Consider the following 20813-nt stretch of genomic DNA (forward strand, 5'->3'; position numbering starts at 1 on the left):
GAATGAGTCATCAAACAATTTGTGTGCTTGGTTCTGGTACAATGGGACATGGCATTGGTCAAGTATTCGCCGCTGCTTCATTTCCAGTTGTTATTTACGATATTAATGAGCAAGTATTGCAGCTTGCTAAGACAAGAATACATACAAACCTTAAGCTTATGGTTGAAGAGAATTATATTAGTGAAATAGAAATCGATAGAATAGAAAGTAACCTCACTTACTCTACCGATTTGATACATGCTGTCTCAGGCGCAAGCCTTATAATTGAAGCAGTTCCAGAAATCATTGAGTTGAAGAAAGAACTCTATGAAAAACTGGAATTTATAATTGGTGAAAATACAATCGTTGCATCAAATACATCAACCTATTCAATTGAAAGACTAGCTGAGGGTGTTTCATTTGCAGACCGCATGTTAGTGGTTCATTTTTTTAACCCTGCCCATTTAGTACGTTTAGTTGAAGTTGTCCCTAGTAAGCAAACAAAGGCTGAGGTAATTGAGCAAGTAATTGAATTTCTATCCGCATGTGGGAAGAATGCAGTTCGTTTACAAAAGGATATCCCAGGATTTATAGCAAATAGACTTCAAGCGGCAGTAGTTAGAGAAGCCATGTATTTACTAGAGCAAGGAATTGCAGATGCTAGAGCAATCGATAGTGTCATTGCAGATGGACCAGGTATGCGCTGGGCCTTTGATGGACCTATTCAAATTGCCGATTTTGGAGGATTAGATATTTGGGAAAAAGTGACGGGTAACTTATTTCCAGAATTAGATGCACGTACAACCGCTCCTAGTTCAATTAGTGAAAAGGTGCAGTCCAACAAATTAGGGGCAAAAAGTGGAGAAGGATTCTATCAATATGACCGAGAAGAAGTAACCCTTGCAGCCAAAGAACGTGACCGGAAATTAATAAAGCTTTTGGCAATTAAGGAAACTGAGTGAAATAGTGGATACCTCCTACCGATATGCTACCTTGTCCTTAAGTAAGCAACCAGTGATAGTAAAATAAACGGAGATTTTCCGGTTATATTCAGAATGGAGCTCTTTCGAGGCTAAATAAGGGGAGGTTTTCCGGTTATGCCAAGAAAAATCCCCTAATTTCATGTTTCTTGAGTAAATAAGCGGAATCTCTCCGCCTATTTGAGCTATTTTCAAGGGTATTTCCTATTTAAGCGGAATTTTTCCGTCAATTTATTTATATCGGGAGCTTATCCGATCAACCAACGGATTATATCAAAAAGCGAAAAAAGTGATGATTAAATGGCTAGTCACCATGTTTTTTACTACGTTATTTGTACTGTAATCAATGATTTCGGACTCCACAAGAGGACCCGTTACTACAATTGGAGGTACCTTTAACTAAGTCATTTCTACTCCCACTTTTAGTGGTACTAATGCCTTTGTTTCATCAATATGTATAAAGGCATCGTAACGTTCAGACATCACGGAAGGTACATAATTTCCTAAATGCTCATATTCAGGATGATAAACAACACCGATTGCCCTGTGACCTACTGGCTTGGTAAAAAGGTGCTTATTATCCTCTGTAAAAAGAATAGCCTTATTAAATGCACCCGCCTCGTGCATTAAATCCTCCCAGCTATTTCTTTCAGCAATTGGAACAGTCATAACCTCCAACGGTTCTCCCCATCTTATTGCAGCGACAACAGAACCGCGGTGAGTTCCAAAACCAATGGCATATACTTGTTCTTGTCCAAACCTTTCACGCATGATTTGTCCAACATTCACTAGCCCTTCACCCTTCATATCGGTTGCCCGTGCATCTCCAATGTGAGTATTGTGTTCCCAAATAATTATTTTTTGATCGTCACCATGATAATGAAAGAGTTCGTCCACCGTATCTGCCATATGGTAGTCGCGTACGTTCCAAGAGGCAGTATCATCTTGAACCATAGCCCGGTAGTATTGTTCAGCATTTGCAGCAACAAGGGCATTTACTTGAAGGTTTAAAGTAGCCTCTTCAGATTGGTGATGTATAAAATTTGTACGGACTTTCTGAAGTAATTCAATGACCTCATTTACACAATCCTCAGATAAAAAAGAAGCGGCCACTCCATAATTTTCTGGTTTTCGATTATGAGGTTCGAAACATGCAAAGGCATTTTTTGCTGTTTCAACATCAGGAGACTTTATCTTCTCTAAATAATTTATGATTTCCTCCATGGACTCCCATAGACTATATACATCAATTCCATAAAAGCCAACTTGCTTCTCATGTTTCTGATTGTACTGTTTCAGCCACTCCGTTAACTGTAGTACTTCTTCATTTGCCCACATCCATGTTGGCCAACGATTAAATTGTCCCAAAGCTTCTCTAGCATTCTGATAGGTTTGGTCATACCCTTTTATATATCGATTTACTTCAAAACAGGAAGGCCAATCCCCTTCAACAGCTATTATTGAAAATCCTTTTTGCTCAATTAATCGCTTAGTGATTTCAGCACGATATGTATAAAATTCGGAAGTGCCATGAGAAGCCTCACCTAGCAATACGACCTTTCGTTCACCAATAGCATCAACAATCCTTTGTAAATCATCTTCTGACTGAATTTTAAATGAATGTTGCTGAATATCATTAATAAGCCTATTCAATGTTATTCACCCCTTTTTGAGAGTAGTTTCTCCTTGTTTTCTAAAAATACTACCCATAAAAATGAGACAAGTCGGTTCTTTTCAATGTAAATCTAACTGAAATCAGATACAATAAAGGTGAATTGTAGGTAAGGTTGTGATTTAATTGAACAAACGTATAAATTGTTTTCATTGTAAGCATTTCTATACAACGTGGGATCCAAAATTTCCGAAGGGCTGTCGCGCATTTAATTTTAAAACATCTGCAATGCCCTCAGTTACTGTACAACAATCATCCGGAGACCACTGTTTAAAATACGAAGACAAACGCCCCAAAAAATAAGAAGGGAAACGTCAGCCATGCAAATTCCTTTACATAAAATACTAACAAAAATGCAAACCGAACTTGACCAAGCCAAACAAACCAATAACGAAGAAAAAGTAAAAGAACACTTAGTCATCATACGAACATTATGTGACCTTGTTATTGAAGAAGGAAATAAGATTGAACAGCCTCAACCAACAACACCATCCATTCAACAACCTATCACTACAGCACAAGCCACCAAACTAAAAGAAGATGATGGTAATGGTGATTCAATATTTGATTTTTAATAGGCGGTTGAAGTAGCAAGCTCTTTACGTAAGTTGAGTGAATTGGAGCGGAAGGCATTTGACTCCTGCGGGAAGTAGAGGAAAGGTCGAGACCCCACAGGTGCGAAGCGCCGAGGAGGCTCGACTTCCTCCCCGCGGAAAGCAAATGCCTGCAGCGCAAAGGAACGGTCTAAATTCAAATTAAGAAAAAAACTACCACTCATACATTAACCCCAACTGACAAAAAATATGGTATGGAGGTGGTTTCATGCCAATTACTACAGGCAATGGTGGATTTAACGATGTCTTTGCATTTGACGAAGTAGAATCAGGAGCCGATGCAAAGCTAAATGAAGATAGATATGAGGTATTCATTAATCAACAATTCATAGGCCATAAAACGTTACTAACTCAAGGTGACCATCTAACTGATATAGATAACTTTTTAAAATCACAAGGAATCACATCCTTCAAATCATCCTTGGATGGCGACCATTATTTAATCGAAGCAAGCCCTGAGGATCAAACCAAAGCAAGAGACGCCCTAAACGTATATTTTACAAACCGATAAAAGAGGAGGGACAGAGACTCTGTTTCAATCCCTCCTTAGCTTTTGCAAAATGCGTATAAACTTTTCTCTTTCTTGATATGCACTATGAGCTTGTTCAATTGTACATTTTTCAAAACGAATAGATCCACCGGGGGGTACTTGAGCAATCTTAGGAATGTCGGCGGTGATGACTGTTCCAATACGAGTATACCCTCCTGTAGTTTGTCGGTCGGCCATTAAGATAATTGGCTGACCATTACTAGGTACTTGAATGCCACCAATAGGAATAGCATCTGATGCAATATCTGCCTTATTCTTATGTTCTAACTTTGTATTGCTATTTAAACGGTAACCCATTCGGTCAGCTTGCATGACTTTGTAAGGTTCCTTAAAAAAGTGCTCAATACTTTCAGTAGAAAACTCATTTTCATGTGGTCCCACGATCACCCGAACAGTGATGTCTTTCTCATACTGTGGTTGGGTGGAGTGTGCTATGCCTTTCATTCTTTTCTTTTTAGTAGAAGGAAACCCCATTAATTGATCACCTTCCTCAATACTTGTACCAAGGTCGGCTTTTTGGTAAAAAGACTTACTTCCCAACACCTCTTCTACAAAAAAACCACCAGAAACAGCAAGATAAGATCTAATTCCATGTTTTGGTTTCCCAAATTTAATGATATCGTTTTTGTAGACTCTGACAGATTGCCATAGAGGCATCGGTTGATTATTAATTGAGGGACTTAAATTTGCGCCACAAATCGAGATAACCACTTCATCTGCAAGGACTTGAAGTGTTGGACCTAGCATTGAGATCTCTAGACAAACTTCATCTATCTGATTCCCGACTAGCAGATTGGCAATTCGTAAGGAATCTACATCCATTGCTCCCCCTGTTACCACACCAAATTGCTGATATCCATAGCGACCTTTATCCTGAAAAGTTGTTAATAGCCCTTTTTTCAAAACCTGAAATAAAGGTAGTTGCATTATAATCACCTAATTGGACGTACCGAAACGCCTTTTTTTGTTAAATTTTCACGTAATGCTTTTGCAAAAAGTAGTGCATGCTCATTATCTCCATGAACACATACCGATTCAGCCACAATTGGAATTGACTGTCCATCAACAGAAGTAACAGTATCTGTTTCAATCATTTGGATCACCTGTGATAATGCGAGTTCAGTCTCTGATATAATAGCATTTTCACTTTTCCTTGAAGTAAGCGAGCCATCATTTTGATAGGTTCGATCTGCAAAAACCTCTGAAACAGTGCGGAGTCCAACTTCTTTCCCTGCTTTAATAAGCTCACTCCCTGACAACCCATATAACAGTAAATCAGAGTCAAAGAGCATAACAGCCTTCGCGATTGCTTTTGCGATAAAAGGGTCCTTTGCGGCTAAGTTATAAAGAGCTCCATGGGGCTTTACATGACTAAGTTTCACCTCATGAGCTTTACAGAAGGCTGAGAGTGCCCCAATTTGATACAACACCATTTCAGTAATTTCCCCGGAAGTATATGGGATTTCTCTTCGGCCAAAACCTGCAATATCATGAAAGCCAGGATGGGCCCCAATTGCTACGCCTTTTTCCTTAGCTAACAAAACCGTTTTATACATGACATGAGCATCTCCTGCATGGAAGCCGCAAGCGATATTCGCACTAGTAACCTCGCTTAAAATGAGTTCATCATTTCCTAGCTTATAGGAACCGAAACTTTCACCTAAATCACAATTTAAATCAATCTTCTTCATTTTGAATCACTTCCCGTTTAACAACATATTTATTTTCTTTAACTGCTTGGGTTATTTCGTAGAATTCAGTTTCAGATATGGATACAAAGCGAATAAAATCACCAGCTTTTATTAAAAAGGGACTTGGAGAAGTTGGATTAAACAATGTTAGGGGTGTTTGCCCAATGAGATTCCACCCACCTGGGGATTCAATTGGGTACACACCTGTTTGATCTCCGCCAATTCCAACAGAACCTCTTGGCACTTTTAGACGAGGCTCAGCTAACCTTGGAGTATGTAATTTTTGTGATAACCCTTTTAGATAGGGGAATCCTGGTAAAAAACCAATCAAGTATACGAGATATTGTTTGGAACAATGGAGGGAGACGACCTCTTGTTCTGTTAAATTATTATGCTTGGCCACATGAGGTAGATCCTCCCCAAATCTGTTACCATAGCAAACAGGAATGGTAACAATCTCTTTTTGATAGACCCTGTTTTTATTAGAAGGAGCACTACAAATACTATGTAGTTTTTCTACTAAAGCAGTGTGTGATATCTTCATAGGTTCATAATAAACGGTTAAGGTCTCAAAGGCTGGGACGACCTCAATGATACCTAGTATATGCTTGCTTTTAATGGCATTTGCGGTATGTTGTATATGCCTATTTAATTTTTCTGAGATTGGGGAGATAAATAAAATTTGAATGGCCTTATCCCCTAATGGGCGAATTGAAAATTCCAATGTGCATCACCAAACCAATTAATATTCTGATAATTAAACTATACCATATCTTAGTTTGAATTTTTGAATGACTCGTTTATTATATAACTAGAGTTTTTTAAAAAAGGAGACGAACAATCATGAAATTATTTATTTTATTAGGTGCAATTAATGCTTTTCTTGCTGTTGCTTTGGGAGCATTTGGGGCACATGGTTTAGAGGGGAAAATCTCAGAAAAGTATTTAAAGACCTGGAACACAGGTGTAACTTATCAAATGTTTCATGCAACTGGACTATTTATTGTAGGAATACTATTAGCAAAAGCTCCTGGTGCAGGTATGCTAAATACAGCAGGATGGTTGATGCTCATTGGAATTATTCTGTTTTCAGGAAGTTTGTATGTACTAAGTACTACTGGAATAAAAGTACTTGGAGCAATTACACCACTAGGCGGCTTGGCATTTTTAGCTGCTTGGTTGTTAGTTGGAATTGTTGCAATTAGACATCTATAAAGGAAAAGGAGAGTGCCCTCGGACACTCTCCTTTATCATTGTCTAGGAAATTATAAAAAGTAACCTTGCAACTGACTAAGCCTTTAGTTTTCACTACGTCCAGCTCCAGCGCCTAGCCCCTCGAGGTCAAATAACCTGTGCCATAAAAAGTCTAAGTGCAGACTTTTTCTGTCACAGAACATTTGCTTGTCGGGGCTGACCAAGGCGCTTTCGCTTTTGTTCTTTATCTAGGTGGATAGGTAGTTGCCCCAGGAATTCCTACACCGAATGGGTAGTCGTACTCTAACTCCTCATCGAATGTTACGTACTCTAAATACACCATTAATAATAGATATCTCATACCTGTTTGAGGATCACTTAGAATAATGTGATCGCGTCCAGCAGCTTCAACAATACCTACAAATGATTCGCGGCTGCCGTTAAAGTTCATATAAACAGTTGCTAGTTTTCCTTTGTTTAAGCGAAGAATATTTTCAATATAAGACTGCTCTAATGGAAGCATACCTGGTACATCTGCTCCTAATGTAGGTTGAACTCCTGGTGCTCCTGGAGTGAATAAACCAGGTACCTGTTGTTGAGTTGGGAAACCAAATTGTTGTTGCATTGGCGCATAACCTTGGTAGGGGTTATAACCTTGTTGATCCATTCCATAACCATAACCTGCATATGGATTTGTCATTCCATCATATGGATTTTTATGACTCATTAAAAAAACCTCCTCAAAAAAGTAAGTATAGTTTTTGTCTTTCAGTTAGCGCGTGTAAATAATATCTCTCTCTAAAATGTTGAATAGACCTGTGGGCAATCTTCAGAAGTTGGCTTATAGAAGCAATGCGCTTTATAGCGGCCTGTGTTCCATTGATTAAACCACTGTGCTGGACATTCAGCAGCCGGCCTAAAAAACCATAGTGAAAATTCAGCGGGGTGAAAACGCTCCCCCTTTAAAACTCTTCTGGCTAGCTCAATATCTTGTGGTCTAGCTGCTTGATAAAAATAGCCTTTCTGAGTTGCTTCAAAGCCTCCCGGGCTCTGATAAACCATTTGGCGGATATTCGTAACTTTTTTGAAGTCGATACAAGCTGACCTTGCTCGATTAACCCCGGTATTCCCAACCATTAGCATACCTAACTGTCCATCACCCTCAGCTTCAGCTCGCATTAGCCTTGCTAAGAGTTTTACATCTTCCTCTGTATGTGCGACAACTGCCATTTTCTCACCTCACTTAACAAGGAGCTTTGATTCTTCACCGACAACTATAGGCAAATAAATCAATAGTACTCTTTTTGCTCTTTATAACTTATTGAAGGAGTCGAAAATGGGTTCCAACAAATTTGATAAAGTACGAAAAATACCCATTCCCTAAACCGTATGTAAAAAATTCTGCTGATATGACATTTTTCTAATCAAAAAAAAGACAGCCACATGGGCTGTCTTTGGGATTTATTATACGTGTAAGAACTTTGAGATCTTATCTTCTTCTAATAAATTACCAACGAAGAATGCTCCAAACTCACCAAAACGAGCACTTACTTCGTCGAAACGCATTTCATAGACTAGTTTTTTAAACTGTAGAACATCATCTGAGAATAATGTAACGCCCCACTCATAATCATCGAATCCAACAGATCCTGTGATTACTTGTTTAACTTTACCAGCATATTGGCGACCAATCATTCCATGACTTCTCATCATGCCACGACGGTCTTCCATCGGTAGCATGTACCAGTTATCATTGCCTTGGCGGCGCTTGTCCATTGGGTAGAAGCAAACATACTTAGCTTTCGGTAAGATTGGATACAAACGTGCTAAAACTTGTGGATTTTGATAAGGATCTTCACCAGCTGGTAAATAGTTACTTAACTCAACAACTGAAACATAAGAATGTACGGGAATTGTGAATTCTGCAAGCTTAGACTTGTTGAATTCATTTTCAATTTCGTTTAACTCTTCCATGGTAGGGCGAAGAATCATCATCATAAAGTCAGCTTTTTGCCCAACGATTGAATAAAGAGCATGACTGCCTTGCTCATTACTTTGAGTAACATTCCACTTTTCTAACATCCCTAAGTACTCATGAATTGCGGCTTGGCGCTCATCGCTTGATACGCTCTTCCATAAAGTCCAATCCATCGTACGGAAATCATGTAAACTATACCAACCATCTAACGTTTGAGCTGCTTCACTCATGTATAATCACTCCTATTTTTAAAAATATATATATTTACTATGTATCCACAATTACTATAACATAGTTTTTCCTATAGCCAAGTGACTAAACCTTGAACATTCGTTAAATTCATGTTTCATGGTTAAAATTATCTAAAAAGGGAACGATTGAAGTGTAAGTAATGCGTAAGTTTCAATAATTTGTAACAGGATTTTGTTCATTTTTAACAAAAAAAGCTTTATTCTAATGACGGTACATAATGGATTATTGTGGGAGGGTTCCTAAAATGAGTGACTTATTCTCAAGTTTAAAACAGAAAGTAACAGGTAAAAACATAAAAGTCGTTTTTCCAGAAGGATTGGATGAACGAATTCTATCAGCAGTTGGACGTTTAGCAAGTGAGCAAGTGGTTGTTCCGATAGTAATCGGCAATAAAGCAGAGGTTGAAGCGAAAGCAAAGGAATTAAATGTATCATTAGAAAATGTTGAAATCTATGATCCTAATAATTATCCTGAAATTGACCAGCTCGTATCAGCGTTTATTGAACGACGTAACGGTAAGGCATCAGAAGAAGATGCACGAAGAATTTTACTAGATGAAAATTATTTCGGCACAATGCTCGTTTACACTGGAAAAGCTCAGGGGTTAGTAAGTGGAGCAGCTCACTCAACAGCTGATACAGTTAGACCAGCACTCCAGATTATTAAAACAAAACAAGGTGTGAAAAAGACATCCGGAGTATTCATCATGGTGCGTGGAGATGAGAAGTATGTTTTTGCCGATTGTGCTATTAACATTGCTCCAGATAGTCAGGATCTAGCTGAAATTGCAGTGGAAAGTGCTCGAACTGCCAAAATGTTTGATATCGATCCTAAAGTGGCAATGTTGAGTTTCTCAACAAAGGGTTCAGCTAAGTCTTCTGAAACAGAAAGGGTAGTGGAAGCCGTAAGAATCGCAAAACAACTTGACCCAAATCTTAAGCTAGATGGAGAATTTCAATTTGATGCAGCATTCGTCCCTTCTGTTGCAAAAAAGAAAGCCCCAGATTCAGAAATCCAGGGAGATGCCAATGTCTTTATTTTCCCTAGTCTTGAAGCGGGTAATATCGGCTATAAAATTGCACAGCGTCTAGGAAACTTTGAAGCAGTTGGCCCGATTTTACAAGGCTTAAATCAACCGGTAAATGACCTATCTCGCGGATGCAACGCAGAAGATGTGTATAAGCTGGCATTAATAACTGCAAGTCAATCACTCTAATCATATTGAAAAGGTGGCTCTTGGGGGTTGCCTTTTTTGTGTGGGATTTTGAGAAAAGTTTCCTGCCTATGGTATAATGACAGGAATTTATACGAACTTTTTAGGAGAAGTTGAACATGAGTACTATACATTCACTCTTAGAACAGCCGGAATGGAGAATCATTGACCATTCTAGTAGAGGGCCTCACTTTGATGCACTCCAATCGTTTGCGTTTGATGACACATTATGTGCTTCTGTTGGAAGTGGAGAGTCAGAATCAATCGCACGCGCATGGGTTCACCACAATACAATTGTGTTGGGAATACAAGATACAAAGCTTCCTTTTTTAGCAGATGGCATAAGTTACCTAGAAGACAAGGGCTATCGAGTGATTGTCCGAAACTCTGGGGGACTAGCTGTGGTTTTAGATGAGGGCGTTCTAAATCTATCTCTAATATTTAAAGATACGGAAAAAGGAATTGATATAAATAGAGGGTACGATGCGATGTGGGAGTTAACGAGGAAGATGCTAGGAAACTACGCTAAGGGCATAGAGGCTCGCGAAATTGTTGGCTCGTATTGTCCGGGGAGTTACGACTTAAGCATAGGCGGTAAAAAGTTTGCCGGCATCTCCCAGCGCAGATTACGAGGTGGAGTATCTGTGCAAATCTACCTTTGCATCACCGGAAGTGGAGGGAAGCGAGCGGAGTTAATAAAAGACTTCTATCAGCTTTCCTTAAAAGGAGAACAGACAAAACTTGTGTTTCCTGAAATTGTGCCGGATACAATGGCATCACTTTCAGAGTTGCTAGAGACTGATTTGAACGTGCAAGATGTTATGCTCTATTTTTTGCAAACTTTGAAAGAAGAAAGTGGACGAATCTTTGCCTCGCAGCTTAATGAGGACGAAATGGAGCTTTTTAGGTACAATTATCAGCGGATTTTAGAGCGGAATGAGAAAGTACTTGAGATTTAGAAGCTATTTTAGGGGATGGGTCAGCTTTATAGTAAATGGTATTTCCAGGTAATTGGGAATACTTTCTTTTTTTGAGGAAATACTTAACTGTCCCCAGAAAATACTTAACAATTGGCGGAAAATACTTAACTATTTTTATGAAATACTTAACAATCTTAGCAAAATACTTAATTTCGCCATAATTCAAATAAAAACGCCCACGGAGCCATAACTCCCTAAGCGTTAATTACTTTATTCAGCTACCTTCTCCAAGTTCCCATTGCGGTCCATCTTAAATTTAGTTGCTGGACGCTCTTCTTCGTCAAATAAAACGAGCTTTCTTGCACGGTTCATGATTTTCATCAGTGTTTCATAATCATCTTGAATTGAAATAGCACTCTGTTCAAGCTTGGCTACTTGCTGAGTAAGTTCCTCGTTCTGCCTTAGCAGCTCATTATGTTCTCTCTTTAATCTCTCATTCTCTCTACTTAATGCATCAACAGATACGTCTCTACCTTTTAATGATTGCAAGAAAGAGATAACACTATCAATTGATAGAGAGGTAGAGGCTTGTTGTCTTACAGGCTCTCTCTTAGTATATGTTTCAACAGGTGCTGCTTCTACCTGTGTATTCATTTCAGTTCCAAATTCAGTACTGTACTCTTCAATAGAAGGTGTAGGTGGTGTATATAATAGATTCTTTTTAACAGGTTGTTGTTGACCTAACGCACGTTGACGTTGCTTGCGTTGTTTTTTTGCTAGAGCCAAGGCTTTCTCATAATCATGTCTTACAACTGCATTCCAACGGAAACCACAGGCTGCTGACGTACGGTTAAGTCGATCTCCTACCTCTTCAAACGCATTTAATTGTGTACTACCTTCACGTACATGTCTAAGAACGGTTTCAGCTAACAACAAATCATTTTCCTCTGTCCAGGCATCTTGTCTTTCTTTCATTATACTCAACTCCCAATTTATATATATGATTAGCAAGATTGTTTGTAATCATTGCTCTGTTAACTACATCATTTCCAATAGAAACAATGTTTATACCAAAAATCTTAAAAGGATAATAGATTTATTCATATGCGGCGGAAGTGCCTCGTTCAGTGGCACTGTAGCTGGACGAGAAACTACACTATGAACTTGTTAACTTATAAAAAATCCCACACAGACTATTTCTGGAAATAGTCAGGACTACTTGCAAAGGCTGTCGATAAATTGTAAAATACCCCTTAGCAATGTTTATATTTCGAGCGTCTACCACTTGTGGTGTTAAGCATAGAAAGGACCTGTTCCCAGATGACCAATGAATTTCGTATATGTGACGATTGTCAGGCAACTAACGTAAAAACCTTGCTTCCTCGTCTAAAAAAAATAGACCCAGATGCTAAAATTGACATCGCTTGTCAATCTTATTGTGGCCCTGGCCGGAAAAAATCGTTTGCGTTTGTGAACAATCGCCCACTATCAGCACCGAACGAAGATGAGCTGATAGATAAAGTAGAAAAGAAGTTAAACAAGAGTTAAAAAATCGCCTTTAAACACTACAAAGGTGATTTTTTATTTCTTTTTTAAAAATAAAAATCTTTGTAGAAAATTGTTCAAAAATGGGTTTTTTTGACTAAGATTAAACTATATAATAGAAAACAAGTCATAGATGAGACCTGAACTAAAGAAGTATTTTTGAAAAGAGCTTAGATGGAAGAGGTAATAACATGACAAATGCCAATGGGAAATTGACCGAAGAAAAGGTCTTTAAAGACCCAGTACATCGCTATATTCATGTAAGAGATCGCTTGATTTGGGACTTAATCGCAACACGTGAGTTCCAACGCCTACGCAGAATTCGCCAGCTTGGAACAACTTATCTAGTATTCCATGGGGCAGAACATAGTAGATTCAACCATTCTCTCGGTGTGTATGAAATTGTCAGACGAATTATTGATGATAGTTTTAAGGATAGAGAACATTGGGATAATGAAGAACGCCTCTTATGTTTATGTGCAGCGCTTTTACATGATTTAGGGCATGGTCCCTTCTCACATTCATTTGAAAAAGTATTTCACCTGGACCACGAGGACTTTACTCAAGCCATTATTTTAGGTGATACGGAGGTTAATAGTGTCCTTAAGAGAATGGGTGCAACCTTCCCGAAAAAAGTGGCAGAGGTTATTGCTAAAACGTATAAAAATAAGCTAGTTGTTAGTTTGATATCCAGTCAAATTGATGCAGACCGCATGGATTATTTACAGCGTGATGCTTATTATACCGGGGTTAGCTATGGTCATTTTGACATGGAAAGAATATTACGTGTCATGCGTCCTCAAGAAGATCAGGTTGTCATAAAGAGCAGCGGAATGCATGCGGTGGAAGACTATATTATGAGTCGCTACCAAATGTATTGGCAAGTTTATTTCCATCCTGTAACTAGGAGCTCAGAGGTTATTTTATCGAAAATTCTCCATCGAGCAAAAAAACTACATCAAGAATATTACTCTTTTAAAATACATCCAATTCATTTCTACTCTTTATTTGAAGAAGAAGTGAATGTAGAAGAATATGTGAAGCTAGATGAATCCATCGTCTTGTATTATTTCCAAGTGTGGCAAGAAGAGGATGACCCAATCCTAAGTGACTTATGTCGCCGTTTTATCAACCGTAACTTATTTCAGTACGTAGAATTCAGTCCGAATAATGAGCAAATGATGAAACTTATGGAACTTACCCAGCTTTTCAAAAAAGCAGGTATTGATCCAGAGTATTATTTAGTTGTGGACTCCTCCTCAGATCTTCCTTATGATTTTTATCGTCCAGGTGAGGAAGAAGAACGACTACCAATCCATTTGCAAATGCCAAGTGGTGAATTGCGTGAGTTGTCACGTCAATCAGATATCGTTGATGCCATTTCAGGAAAACGTCGTACAGATCATAAATTATATTTTCCTCAAGATTTTATTGAGGATTTATCGACAAAAAGAAATATAAAAAAGAAAATTCAAGAGCTACTTGAGCTATAGGACGTACATAGCTTACTTGATATAAATTGAACTTATTGTTGGGAGTGACGGGGCTTTGTTAACTGAACACGCAAAAATTATGAAGGCTTTTTCAGAGGCTGGGGAAATCATTGGTCGAAAAAAGCTTCAAAAAATGATCTATATTGCAAAAAAAGTTAATTTTCCTTTTTATGAAAAATATGACTTTCACTTTTATGGACCGTACTCTGAAGAGCTCACACTACGTGTTGAAGAATTATGTAATCTTGGTTTCTTAAATGAGGTAAAAGAGAAGAAAGGTGGATACTTTCAATATCGCTACACCTTAACAGAGACTGGTGAGCAATTTTTAAGTCATTATCAACTAGAAGACCTACCACCTTTAAAGGAATGCATTATGGATTTAAATGGACAGAATGCTAGATTCCTTGAATTAGTATCAACCGTCCTTTATTTTGAAGGATTAGCAAAAGAAGAAGTACAGGATAAAATTTTCACCCTAAAAAGTAAACAACGCTACACAGAAGAAGAAATTGAAGAGGCATATACGTACATTGAAAAACTACGTGGACAAGTTGTTGTTTCATAATATAGAAAGGAGCTATCTGCAGTTACGCAGATAGCTCCTTTTTCGTATATTAGTACATCTAGCTCCGGATACCCAGCGTCTAGTGGTCTTCGCTGAACGGGTATCCTGCGCTTTTGAGATTAATGTGGAAGAAATGCTAATTGATAGAAGAACAATATGGCAAATAAATAAACAAGAGGATGAACTTCTCTCCATTTCCCCTTAACGACCTTCATTAATGGGTAAGAAATGAATCCTAATGCAATTCCAGTCGCAATACTTGATGTTAGTGGCATGCTTAGGATAATTAAGAATGCAGGAAATGCTTCATCTAACTCATTCCATTTAATATGTGAGATGGCACCCATCATTAAGCTACCAACGATAATTAACGCAGGTGCTGTGATAGCGGCGATTCCAGAAACAGCTCCAACAAGTGGCCCGAAAAAGGCAGCAACTCCGAACAAAATCGCAACTGTTAGCGTGGTTAATCCTGTACGACCACCAGCTGCAACACCAGCAGATGACTCAATATAAGCACTCGTTGGACTTGTACCAAACATCGCACCGGCTGTTGTAGCAACAGAATCTGCTAATAAAGCTTGACGTGCACGAGGCATTTTATTTCCTTTCATTAGCCCAGCCTGCTGGGCTACTCCAACCATTGTTCCTGTTGTATCAAAAATAGTAACTAATAGGAAGGAGAATACAACTGCATATAAACCGTACTGAATCACGTCACCAATTGCAGCAAATGGATTAGCTACAATCAAACCTTCAGAAAGAGTAGGAAGTGCAACAAATCCATCTTTGAACTCAAGTTGACCTGTGAAGAAAGCAATCGCACCAGTAATGATCATACCGATGAATAAAGCTCCATGCACATTAAGTGACATTAATACAAGGGTAACTGCTAAGCCTACTAGTGCTAAAATAACTCCAGGGTCGTGAAGATTTCCAAGTGTAACTAAATTTGCTTCATGTGCTGTAACAATACCAGTTAAGCGAAGACCAATAAACGCAATAAATAAACCGATTCCAGCAGTAATTCCGTGCTTTAAATTTTCGGGAATGGCTTCGATTAGTTTTTTGCGAAACGGTGTTAAAGATAAAATGATAAACAATACACCTGCAAAGAAAACAGCAGAAAATGCTACTTCATACGTGATATTTGGATTTGTGCCAACAACTGAATAGGCAAAATAAGCGTTAAGCCCCATTCCAGGAGCGATGGCAATTGGATAGTTTGCAAACAGTGACATCCAAAGCGTTCCGATGATGGTTGCTATAATGGTTGCTGTGAATACCTGATTGAACGGTACACCAGCATCTGAAAGAATAATAGGGTTAACAATGACGATGTATACCATTGTTAGGAATGTGGTGATACCTGCGATGACTTCTGTTCTGACGTTTGTATTTAATTCATTTAACTTAAAGAACGTAAACATAAAGTAAGAAACCTCCAAAATACGAACGATTTTTTAAGACCTTAAATATAATATTCGTTTTTAGTGTGGATTGCAAGTGCGAATTGTAGATTTATATTGTTTTCACTTTGAACCTAGACCGTTCCTTTGCGCTGCAAGCACTTGCTTTCCTCGGGGAATTATGAAAAAGCCCAACAGCCGGCTTTTTCAAGAGCGAATTCCCATCGGGGAGGAAGTCGAGCCTCCTCGACGTTCCGTCTGCGGGGTCTCGAACTTCCCTCAACTCCCGCAGGAGTCAAGTGCCTTCCGCTTCAATGCACTCTGTTGAATATCCTAAATTCAAAATTAAAAAAGAAGCCTCTTTATCTAGGCTTCCCTGAAAAAAAATTATTCATCACTCAGGCGTTTTCCACCGAGTGCGTAGTGGTTTTTAGACATTTCTTCAATAAATACGGCAATTTTTTCTTTTGGTGCTCCAGTTGTTTCAGATACAGCGTCTGTTACTTTTTCAACTAGTGCTTTTTTTTGTTCTTCTGAACGACCTTCTAGCATTTTGACAGTGACGTATGGCATGTTAATCTCTCCTTTAAATTGGCCGGTATGTGTTTAGTATGTAGTATTTTCTATTTATAACATTATTATTGTATACTTAGAGTATATGGTAAATAAAGAAAAATGAATAAACTGATATAAAGGGGATTTTTTGTGGAACGATTTTTGGCTTTTCCATTGGAACAGATTCCATATGTGGTCGCAGTCCTTTTGATCGCTTTTACTGTTCATGAATTTGCACATGCATATGTAGCATACAAATTCGGTGATCCTACTGCGAAAAATCAAGGAAGACTAACCTTATCACCACTTGCTCATTTAGACCCAATTGGAACACTGCTCATTTTCATTGCTGGATTTGGTTGGGCAAGACCCGTACCAGTAAACCGATTTTTCTTTAAAAATCCAAGACTTGCAGGTGTGCTTGTGTCCGTTGCTGGACCGATAAGTAATTTGATTGTGGCGTCCATTGGTTTTTGTCTACTTTACTTATTTGCAAGGACTGGACTATTAGGTTCCATGTCGCCTGCCCTGCAGGATGGAGCAATTCAATTTTTTGAAATGCTTATTTACTTAAACGTACTATTATTTGTTTTCAATCTACTGCCGTTTCCACCGTTAGATGGATATCGAATTTTAGAGGATTTAATGCCTGCAGACATACGTGCTAAAATGACTCAATATGAAAGCTATGGAATTATTATTTTCCTTTTCCTAGTCATAACACCACTTGATCAATATACAATCCAACCAATATTCAATACGGTCATACCTTTTGTCATTGGCATACTACAAGGTCTCTTTGGTACACTTTTTGGGATGTAGGTTACATGTAAGTCAAACTTTGAATAATAGCTAGGGGGATATAGAATAATGGAACAGGATCAACCGAAAAAGAAGGTAGCTTTTAATATTCTAAAAAATGACTCAACTGATGGTCATGGTGGCTTTGGTGTTGGAACGTTAAGTCTTGAAAACATCTCGCCTGTTTTTGTAGATATTGAAAATGAAGATGTATTTGTTGATATCGGAGCTATGCATGCACGAAGCGTTGTGGAAAAAGGAATAAAATTTTTGCCGAATAAGGAAGAAGTTCCTAATGGAAAACCGTATTGGCTTGTCTGGGTAACAATTGATGTTACTCAAGATGGAGGCTATTATGCTGGTGTAACGGCTTGTGAAATGACAGTTGACCGCGAGATACGTCGTGGCTATAAGTCTTTACCTGTGCACGTAAACCTAATGGATAAATCATTGAAGCGCAAAATTATTGTTGACCACATGGATGATAAATCAAAAAAGCTGTTAGCCGAATTTTTACAGAAACATGATTTGGGCATATGGAACCGCTCAAGTGACGAACTTAAACAAGGTCTACACGTTGAAAACTAAATTTGTCAACAAAGAAATATTGACAAACTTATGACATTTTCGTGAACAACACATGTTGTGCTTGAGCTTTTCTTATAAAATAAGTAAACTAAATTTACAGTGTTAACACACACTGAAACTAGGACACTAAAAATCCCAGGACAATTGCTCCTGGGATTTTTAATTATATATGGATAACATCCAGCTCCAGTGCCTAGCCCCTCGAGGTCAAATAAGTGAGTGCCATAAAAAGTCAAAGTGCGGACTTTTTTTGTCCCAGAACATTTGCTTGTCGGGGCTGAACGAGGCACTTGCGCCTTTGAGATTAAAACCAATCAAATATCTTTTTAAACCAGCCTTTATCCTTATCTGGATCTTCCTCTGGCTGTTTTTCTTCTACCTCTTCATAATGATCAACGTGGTCCATACAGTATTCTGTCGGTTCGGTCCCTTTTACATAATAAGTGAGTCTTGATATTGGACATGCATTTGTAGCAAGTTTACCGTTGTCGGGATTAACATAGACACCAATCACACCTTCAGTCGGCTTAAAAGCAGTAACGTTTCTTCCTGTATGTGCCTCTTCCATAAAATCAGCCCAGATTTTTTTAGCATACTGTTTTTCTGCGGTTAATGTTATTCTTTCATCGCGGTCATAGCCAGTCCAAATTCCAGCCACAAGCTGTGGTGAATAGCCAATCATCCAGCTATCTGTTTTTGTACTTCCTGTTTTTCCGGCATATTGACGCGTTAATGAATTCGTAATGGTTTGTCCGGTTACACGGGTATAATCATTTAACTTTGCATCAAATATTCCTGTCATCATATGTGTTGTCACAAATGCAAGGTTTGGATCAAGAACTTGTTCCTTGCTTTGTTCAGCTTCATAGATCACATCACCCTTATGATCGACAACTTTTTTTATAAAAACGGGAGTAATCTTTTGACCACCATTGCCAATGACACCATAAGCATTTACCATATCAATGACTCTAACTGTAGAAGTCCCTAGTGCTAAGGAAGGCACATTTACTAGGTCACTTGTAACACCTAATTTTTTTGCCATATTAACAAGAGAATTTTCCCCGATAAAGACATGGGTTTTAACTGCGAAAACATTATCTGATAATGCCAATGCTTGAGCTAGTGTAATTGTACCGTTCGCATAGTAATTATTGAAATTATGAGGTGTATACTTGCTATTTCCATCATCGTAAAGGAAAGTAGTTACCTCACTTCTTAGTTCAGTAGAAGGGGTAAAGCCATTTTCAAGTGCTGCATAATAGAGAAAAGGTTTAAAGGTTGAACCTGGCTGCCTTTCTGCTTGGGTAACACGGTTAAATGGACTTTCTTCATAGTTCCTTCCACCAATTAATGCCTTTACCTCTCCGGTATACTGATCCATTGCCACAAAACCGAGTTGAATCTCAGAATCTGGGTTAACATTTTTGGCTACTTGTTCTTCTGCTACCTTTTGCAGCTTTGGATCGAGAGTCGTGTATACACGCAGTCCACCCATTTCAATCGTCTTTTCATCGATATTAGTCTGTGTTAATAACTCCTTTTTAACAGCATCTTGAAAATAAGGTGCAATTCTTTCTCTTCCTAAATCTTCACTTTTAAAAAATGCTAGATTCGTTTGATACACTTCTTCTGCTTCTTTTTTCGTAATGTATCCATTTGAAACCATCGAGTTCAAGATGATTTTTTGACGACTCTTCGCTTTTTCAAGGTTTTCATAAGGTGAATAACGACTAGGCCCTTTGGGGATTCCAGCTAACATACTTGATTCTGCGAGAGAAAGCTCATTAGCAGATTTGCCAAAGTAGTATTTGGATGCTGCTTCAATTCCATAGGCTCCATGACCATAATAGATTGTATTTAAATAGCCTTCTAAGATTTCTTTTTTACTATAGTTAATTTCAAGTCTAACCGTATAAAGAGCTTCAGTAATCTTACGACTCCACGTTTTATCATGCTCTAAAAATAGATTTCTAGCATACTGCTGGGTAATTGTACTAGCACCTTGGACCTTTGCCATTGCTTTAATATCAGCTATAGCAGCCCCAGCAATTCGTTTATAATCAAAACCGTTGTGTCGGTAAAAGTTTCGGTCTTCAATAGAAATCGTTGCGTCTATAATGGTAGGTGACATTTCCGAGAGCGGTACCCAATATCTTTTTTGACCTCGATGACTTTCCTCAATAATGGAGCCATCACTTGCATAAAAAAGGCTAGTTTGTGGTACTGCTAAAGGTGGAGCACCTTGAGATTTTGCATAGGCTAGTACGCCGAGGATACCTAGCATGAAAAAGATTGATAGGATTAATCCAATAATAAATAAAGCCCGAAGGTACTTAATTGTATTTTTTAAACGCCCACTCGTAATGATTTCCAATGAATTCACCTCACCTATTACAGACCAAATTGGCCATAGTTCTTCCGATCATTTTTCTTACTATCTAACAGTATTAGGCTATAAAGCTCTTTTTAAACGTGAAACTAGTAAAAAAAGTCTAGCTTTTTAGGTTGGATATTTTTAAAGGTATTTCGTAGAGATTGAAGAGTGGATTGGAGCGGAAGGAACTTGACTCCTGCGGGACGTAGAGGAAAGGTCGAGACCCCGCAGACGGAACGTCGAGGAGGCTCGACTTCCTCCCCGCGGAAAGCAAGTGCCTGCAGCGCAAAGGAACGGTCAACATTCAAAGCAATAAAACATTTAAAAACTTCCATAGATTCTTTACATTTTCGACACTTTACTCTATACTTTTTTCGTTAGCTAAGAATCATGGAAATACAGGAAAAGAATGCCTTTAAACACATAGATGAAAT

The 20813-nt window shown here is 38.4% G+C and carries 23 protein-coding genes; 11 read left to right on the top strand and 12 right to left on the bottom strand.

The window, feature by feature from the left end; genetic code table 11:
• Positions 1-2: 2 nt before the first annotated feature.
• On the top strand, positions 3-941 hold the full coding sequence (locus tag J2Z26_RS18745) for a 3-hydroxyacyl-CoA dehydrogenase family protein (RefSeq protein ID WP_193535181.1): 939 nt from the start codon (positions 3-5) through the stop codon (positions 939-941).
• 417 nt (positions 942-1358) lie between these two features.
• Here the strand turns inward: J2Z26_RS18745 and J2Z26_RS18750 are convergent, their stop codons facing one another.
• Entirely contained in the window at positions 1359-2612 is a 1254-nt protein-coding gene (locus J2Z26_RS18750) for an erythromycin esterase family protein (protein ID WP_193535182.1), read from the bottom strand.
• Positions 2613-2951: 339 nt separating this feature from the next.
• On the opposite strand from J2Z26_RS18750, the gene J2Z26_RS18755 reads away from it, so the two are divergent.
• A complete protein-coding gene (locus J2Z26_RS18755) occupies positions 2952-3206 on the top strand; it encodes a YwdI family protein (RefSeq protein ID WP_193535183.1) in 255 nt (84 codons plus the stop codon).
• On the opposite strand, the gene J2Z26_RS18760 is transcribed toward J2Z26_RS18755, so the two are convergent.
• Positions 3203-3409 (bottom strand): hypothetical protein, encoded by a 207-nt coding sequence (locus tag J2Z26_RS18760; protein ID WP_209794413.1) that lies wholly within the window; start codon positions 3407-3409, stop codon positions 3203-3205. The genes J2Z26_RS18755 and J2Z26_RS18760 overlap by 4 nt on opposite strands.
• 44 nt (positions 3410-3453) lie before the next feature.
• Between J2Z26_RS18760 and J2Z26_RS18765 the strand changes: the two genes are divergently transcribed.
• Complete coding sequence (locus J2Z26_RS18765) at positions 3454-3756, top strand: hypothetical protein (protein ID WP_193535184.1); 303 nt, start codon at positions 3454-3456, stop codon at positions 3754-3756.
• A 24-nt stretch (positions 3757-3780) separates the two neighbouring features.
• Here the strand turns inward: J2Z26_RS18765 and J2Z26_RS18770 are convergent, their stop codons facing one another.
• Genes J2Z26_RS18770 through pxpB form a run of 3 tightly spaced genes read right to left on the bottom strand, consistent with a single transcriptional unit; the run spans position 3781 to position 6210 of the window.
• Positions 3781-4722 (bottom strand): 5-oxoprolinase subunit C family protein, encoded by a 942-nt coding sequence (locus J2Z26_RS18770; protein WP_193535185.1) that lies wholly within the window; start codon positions 4720-4722, stop codon positions 3781-3783.
• A 5-nt stretch (positions 4723-4727) separates the two neighbouring features.
• On the bottom strand, positions 4728-5486 hold the full coding sequence (locus J2Z26_RS18775) for a 5-oxoprolinase subunit PxpA (protein WP_193535186.1): 759 nt from the start codon (positions 5484-5486) through the stop codon (positions 4728-4730).
• The gene (gene pxpB, locus J2Z26_RS18780) at positions 5473-6210 is read right to left on the bottom strand and encodes a 5-oxoprolinase subunit PxpB (protein WP_193535187.1); all 738 of its coding nucleotides are present in this window, start codon (positions 6208-6210) and stop codon (positions 5473-5475) included. The genes J2Z26_RS18775 and pxpB overlap by 14 nt, the downstream gene beginning before the upstream one ends.
• Positions 6211-6329: 119 nt before the next feature.
• Here pxpB and J2Z26_RS18785 point away from each other — a divergent pair, with 119 nt between their 5' ends.
• Entirely contained in the window at positions 6330-6701 is a 372-nt protein-coding gene (locus J2Z26_RS18785) for a DUF423 domain-containing protein (RefSeq protein ID WP_193535188.1), read from the top strand.
• 223 nt (positions 6702-6924) lie between these two features.
• Here the strand turns inward: J2Z26_RS18785 and gerQ are convergent, their stop codons facing one another.
• The 3 genes from gerQ to hemQ form a co-directional block, all read right to left on the bottom strand.
• Positions 6925-7407, bottom strand: coding sequence for a spore coat protein GerQ (gene gerQ / locus J2Z26_RS18790; RefSeq protein WP_227413655.1), 483 nt, complete (start codon positions 7405-7407; stop codon positions 6925-6927).
• A gap of 71 nt (positions 7408-7478) precedes the next feature.
• Positions 7479-7910, bottom strand: coding sequence for a cell wall hydrolase (locus J2Z26_RS18795; RefSeq protein ID WP_193535189.1), 432 nt, complete (start codon positions 7908-7910; stop codon positions 7479-7481).
• Between the two features lie 234 nt (positions 7911-8144).
• A complete protein-coding gene (hemQ, locus tag J2Z26_RS18800; RefSeq protein WP_193535190.1) occupies positions 8145-8888 on the bottom strand; it encodes a hydrogen peroxide-dependent heme synthase in 744 nt (247 codons plus the stop codon).
• Positions 8889-9154: 266 nt separating this feature from the next.
• Between hemQ and pta the strand changes: the two genes are divergently transcribed.
• Together pta and lipL are read left to right on the top strand one after the other, a co-directional pair.
• A complete protein-coding gene (pta, locus tag J2Z26_RS18805; protein WP_193535191.1) occupies positions 9155-10126 on the top strand; it encodes a phosphate acetyltransferase in 972 nt (323 codons plus the stop codon).
• A gap of 116 nt (positions 10127-10242) precedes the next feature.
• On the top strand, positions 10243-11082 hold the full coding sequence (gene lipL, locus J2Z26_RS18810; RefSeq protein ID WP_193535192.1) for an octanoyl-[GcvH]:protein N-octanoyltransferase: 840 nt from the start codon (positions 10243-10245) through the stop codon (positions 11080-11082).
• 231 nt (positions 11083-11313) lie between these two features.
• On the opposite strand, the gene J2Z26_RS18815 is transcribed toward lipL, so the two are convergent.
• Entirely contained in the window at positions 11314-12018 is a 705-nt protein-coding gene (locus J2Z26_RS18815) for an RsfA family transcriptional regulator (RefSeq protein WP_227413656.1), read from the bottom strand.
• A 345-nt stretch (positions 12019-12363) separates the two neighbouring features.
• Here J2Z26_RS18815 and J2Z26_RS18820 point away from each other — a divergent pair, with 345 nt between their 5' ends.
• The 3 genes from J2Z26_RS18820 (at position 12364) to J2Z26_RS18830 (ending at position 14649) form a co-directional block, all read left to right on the top strand.
• Positions 12364-12591 carry a YuzB family protein gene (locus J2Z26_RS18820; RefSeq protein ID WP_193535193.1) on the top strand — a complete coding sequence of 76 codons (228 nt, stop codon included), beginning with the start codon at positions 12364-12366 and terminating at the stop codon, positions 12589-12591.
• A 188-nt stretch (positions 12592-12779) separates the two neighbouring features.
• On the top strand, positions 12780-14081 hold the full coding sequence (locus J2Z26_RS18825) for an HD domain-containing protein (RefSeq protein WP_193535194.1): 1302 nt from the start codon (positions 12780-12782) through the stop codon (positions 14079-14081).
• A 55-nt stretch (positions 14082-14136) separates the two neighbouring features.
• Positions 14137-14649, top strand: coding sequence for a YwgA family protein (locus J2Z26_RS18830; protein WP_193535195.1), 513 nt, complete (start codon positions 14137-14139; stop codon positions 14647-14649).
• Positions 14650-14768: 119 nt separating this feature from the next.
• Here the strand turns inward: J2Z26_RS18830 and J2Z26_RS18835 are convergent, their stop codons facing one another.
• On the bottom strand, positions 14769-16079 hold the full coding sequence (locus J2Z26_RS18835) for an NCS2 family permease (RefSeq protein WP_193535196.1): 1311 nt from the start codon (positions 16077-16079) through the stop codon (positions 14769-14771).
• 366 nt (positions 16080-16445) lie between these two features.
• The gene (locus tag J2Z26_RS18840) at positions 16446-16631 is read right to left on the bottom strand and encodes a 2-hydroxymuconate tautomerase (RefSeq protein WP_193470774.1); all 186 of its coding nucleotides are present in this window, start codon (positions 16629-16631) and stop codon (positions 16446-16448) included.
• Between the two features lie 132 nt (positions 16632-16763).
• Between J2Z26_RS18840 and J2Z26_RS18845 the strand changes: the two genes are divergently transcribed.
• Positions 16764-17435 (top strand): site-2 protease family protein, encoded by a 672-nt coding sequence (locus J2Z26_RS18845; protein WP_193535197.1) that lies wholly within the window; start codon positions 16764-16766, stop codon positions 17433-17435.
• 48 nt (positions 17436-17483) lie between these two features.
• Positions 17484-18002, top strand: a complete 519-nt coding sequence (locus J2Z26_RS18850; RefSeq protein WP_193535198.1) for a YwhD family protein — start codon at positions 17484-17486, stop codon at positions 18000-18002.
• 304 nt (positions 18003-18306) lie between these two features.
• Here J2Z26_RS18850 and J2Z26_RS18855 read toward each other — a convergent pair whose 3' ends face one another.
• Entirely contained in the window at positions 18307-20379 is a 2073-nt protein-coding gene (locus tag J2Z26_RS18855; protein WP_193535199.1) for a transglycosylase domain-containing protein, read from the bottom strand.
• Between the last annotated feature and the right edge of the window lie 434 nt (positions 20380-20813).

The organism is Cytobacillus luteolus, assembly GCF_017873715.1.
Classification (GTDB): domain Bacteria; phylum Bacillota; class Bacilli; order Bacillales; family Bacillaceae_L; genus Bacillus_BV; species Bacillus_BV luteola.

Bases quoted from the DNA above. Each gene is read 5' to 3' on its own strand.
- J2Z26_RS18745 (WP_193535181.1), top strand. From the start codon at position 3: ATGAGTCATCAAACAATTTGTGTGCTTGGTTCTGGTACAATGGGACAT.
- J2Z26_RS18755 (WP_193535183.1), top strand. From the start codon at position 2,952: ATGCAAATTCCTTTACATAAAATACTAACAAAAATGCAAACCGAACTT.
- J2Z26_RS18760 (WP_209794413.1), bottom strand. From the start codon at position 3,409: ATGAGTGGTAGTTTTTTTCTTAATTTGAATTTAGACCGTTCCTTTGCG.
- J2Z26_RS18765 (WP_193535184.1), top strand. From the start codon at position 3,454: ATGCCAATTACTACAGGCAATGGTGGATTTAACGATGTCTTTGCATTT.
- J2Z26_RS18770 (WP_193535185.1), bottom strand. From the start codon at position 4,722: ATGCAACTACCTTTATTTCAGGTTTTGAAAAAAGGGCTATTAACAACT.
- J2Z26_RS18775 (WP_193535186.1), bottom strand. From the start codon at position 5,486: ATGAAGAAGATTGATTTAAATTGTGATTTAGGTGAAAGTTTCGGTTCC.
- J2Z26_RS18785 (WP_193535188.1), top strand. From the start codon at position 6,330: ATGAAATTATTTATTTTATTAGGTGCAATTAATGCTTTTCTTGCTGTT.
- gerQ (WP_227413655.1), bottom strand. From the start codon at position 7,407: ATGAGTCATAAAAATCCATATGATGGAATGACAAATCCATATGCAGGT.
- J2Z26_RS18795 (WP_193535189.1), bottom strand. From the start codon at position 7,910: ATGGCAGTTGTCGCACATACAGAGGAAGATGTAAAACTCTTAGCAAGG.
- hemQ (WP_193535190.1), bottom strand. From the start codon at position 8,888: ATGAGTGAAGCAGCTCAAACGTTAGATGGTTGGTATAGTTTACATGAT.
- pta (WP_193535191.1), top strand. From the start codon at position 9,155: ATGAGTGACTTATTCTCAAGTTTAAAACAGAAAGTAACAGGTAAAAAC.
- lipL (WP_193535192.1), top strand. From the start codon at position 10,243: ATGAGTACTATACATTCACTCTTAGAACAGCCGGAATGGAGAATCATT.
- J2Z26_RS18815 (WP_227413656.1), bottom strand. From the start codon at position 12,018: ATGAAAGAAAGACAAGATGCCTGGACAGAGGAAAATGATTTGTTGTTA.
- J2Z26_RS18820 (WP_193535193.1), top strand. From the start codon at position 12,364: ATGACCAATGAATTTCGTATATGTGACGATTGTCAGGCAACTAACGTA.
- J2Z26_RS18825 (WP_193535194.1), top strand. From the start codon at position 12,780: ATGACAAATGCCAATGGGAAATTGACCGAAGAAAAGGTCTTTAAAGAC.
- J2Z26_RS18835 (WP_193535196.1), bottom strand. From the start codon at position 16,079: ATGTTTACGTTCTTTAAGTTAAATGAATTAAATACAAACGTCAGAACA.
- J2Z26_RS18840 (WP_193470774.1), bottom strand. From the start codon at position 16,631: ATGCCATACGTCACTGTCAAAATGCTAGAAGGTCGTTCAGAAGAACAA.
- J2Z26_RS18850 (WP_193535198.1), top strand. From the start codon at position 17,484: ATGGAACAGGATCAACCGAAAAAGAAGGTAGCTTTTAATATTCTAAAA.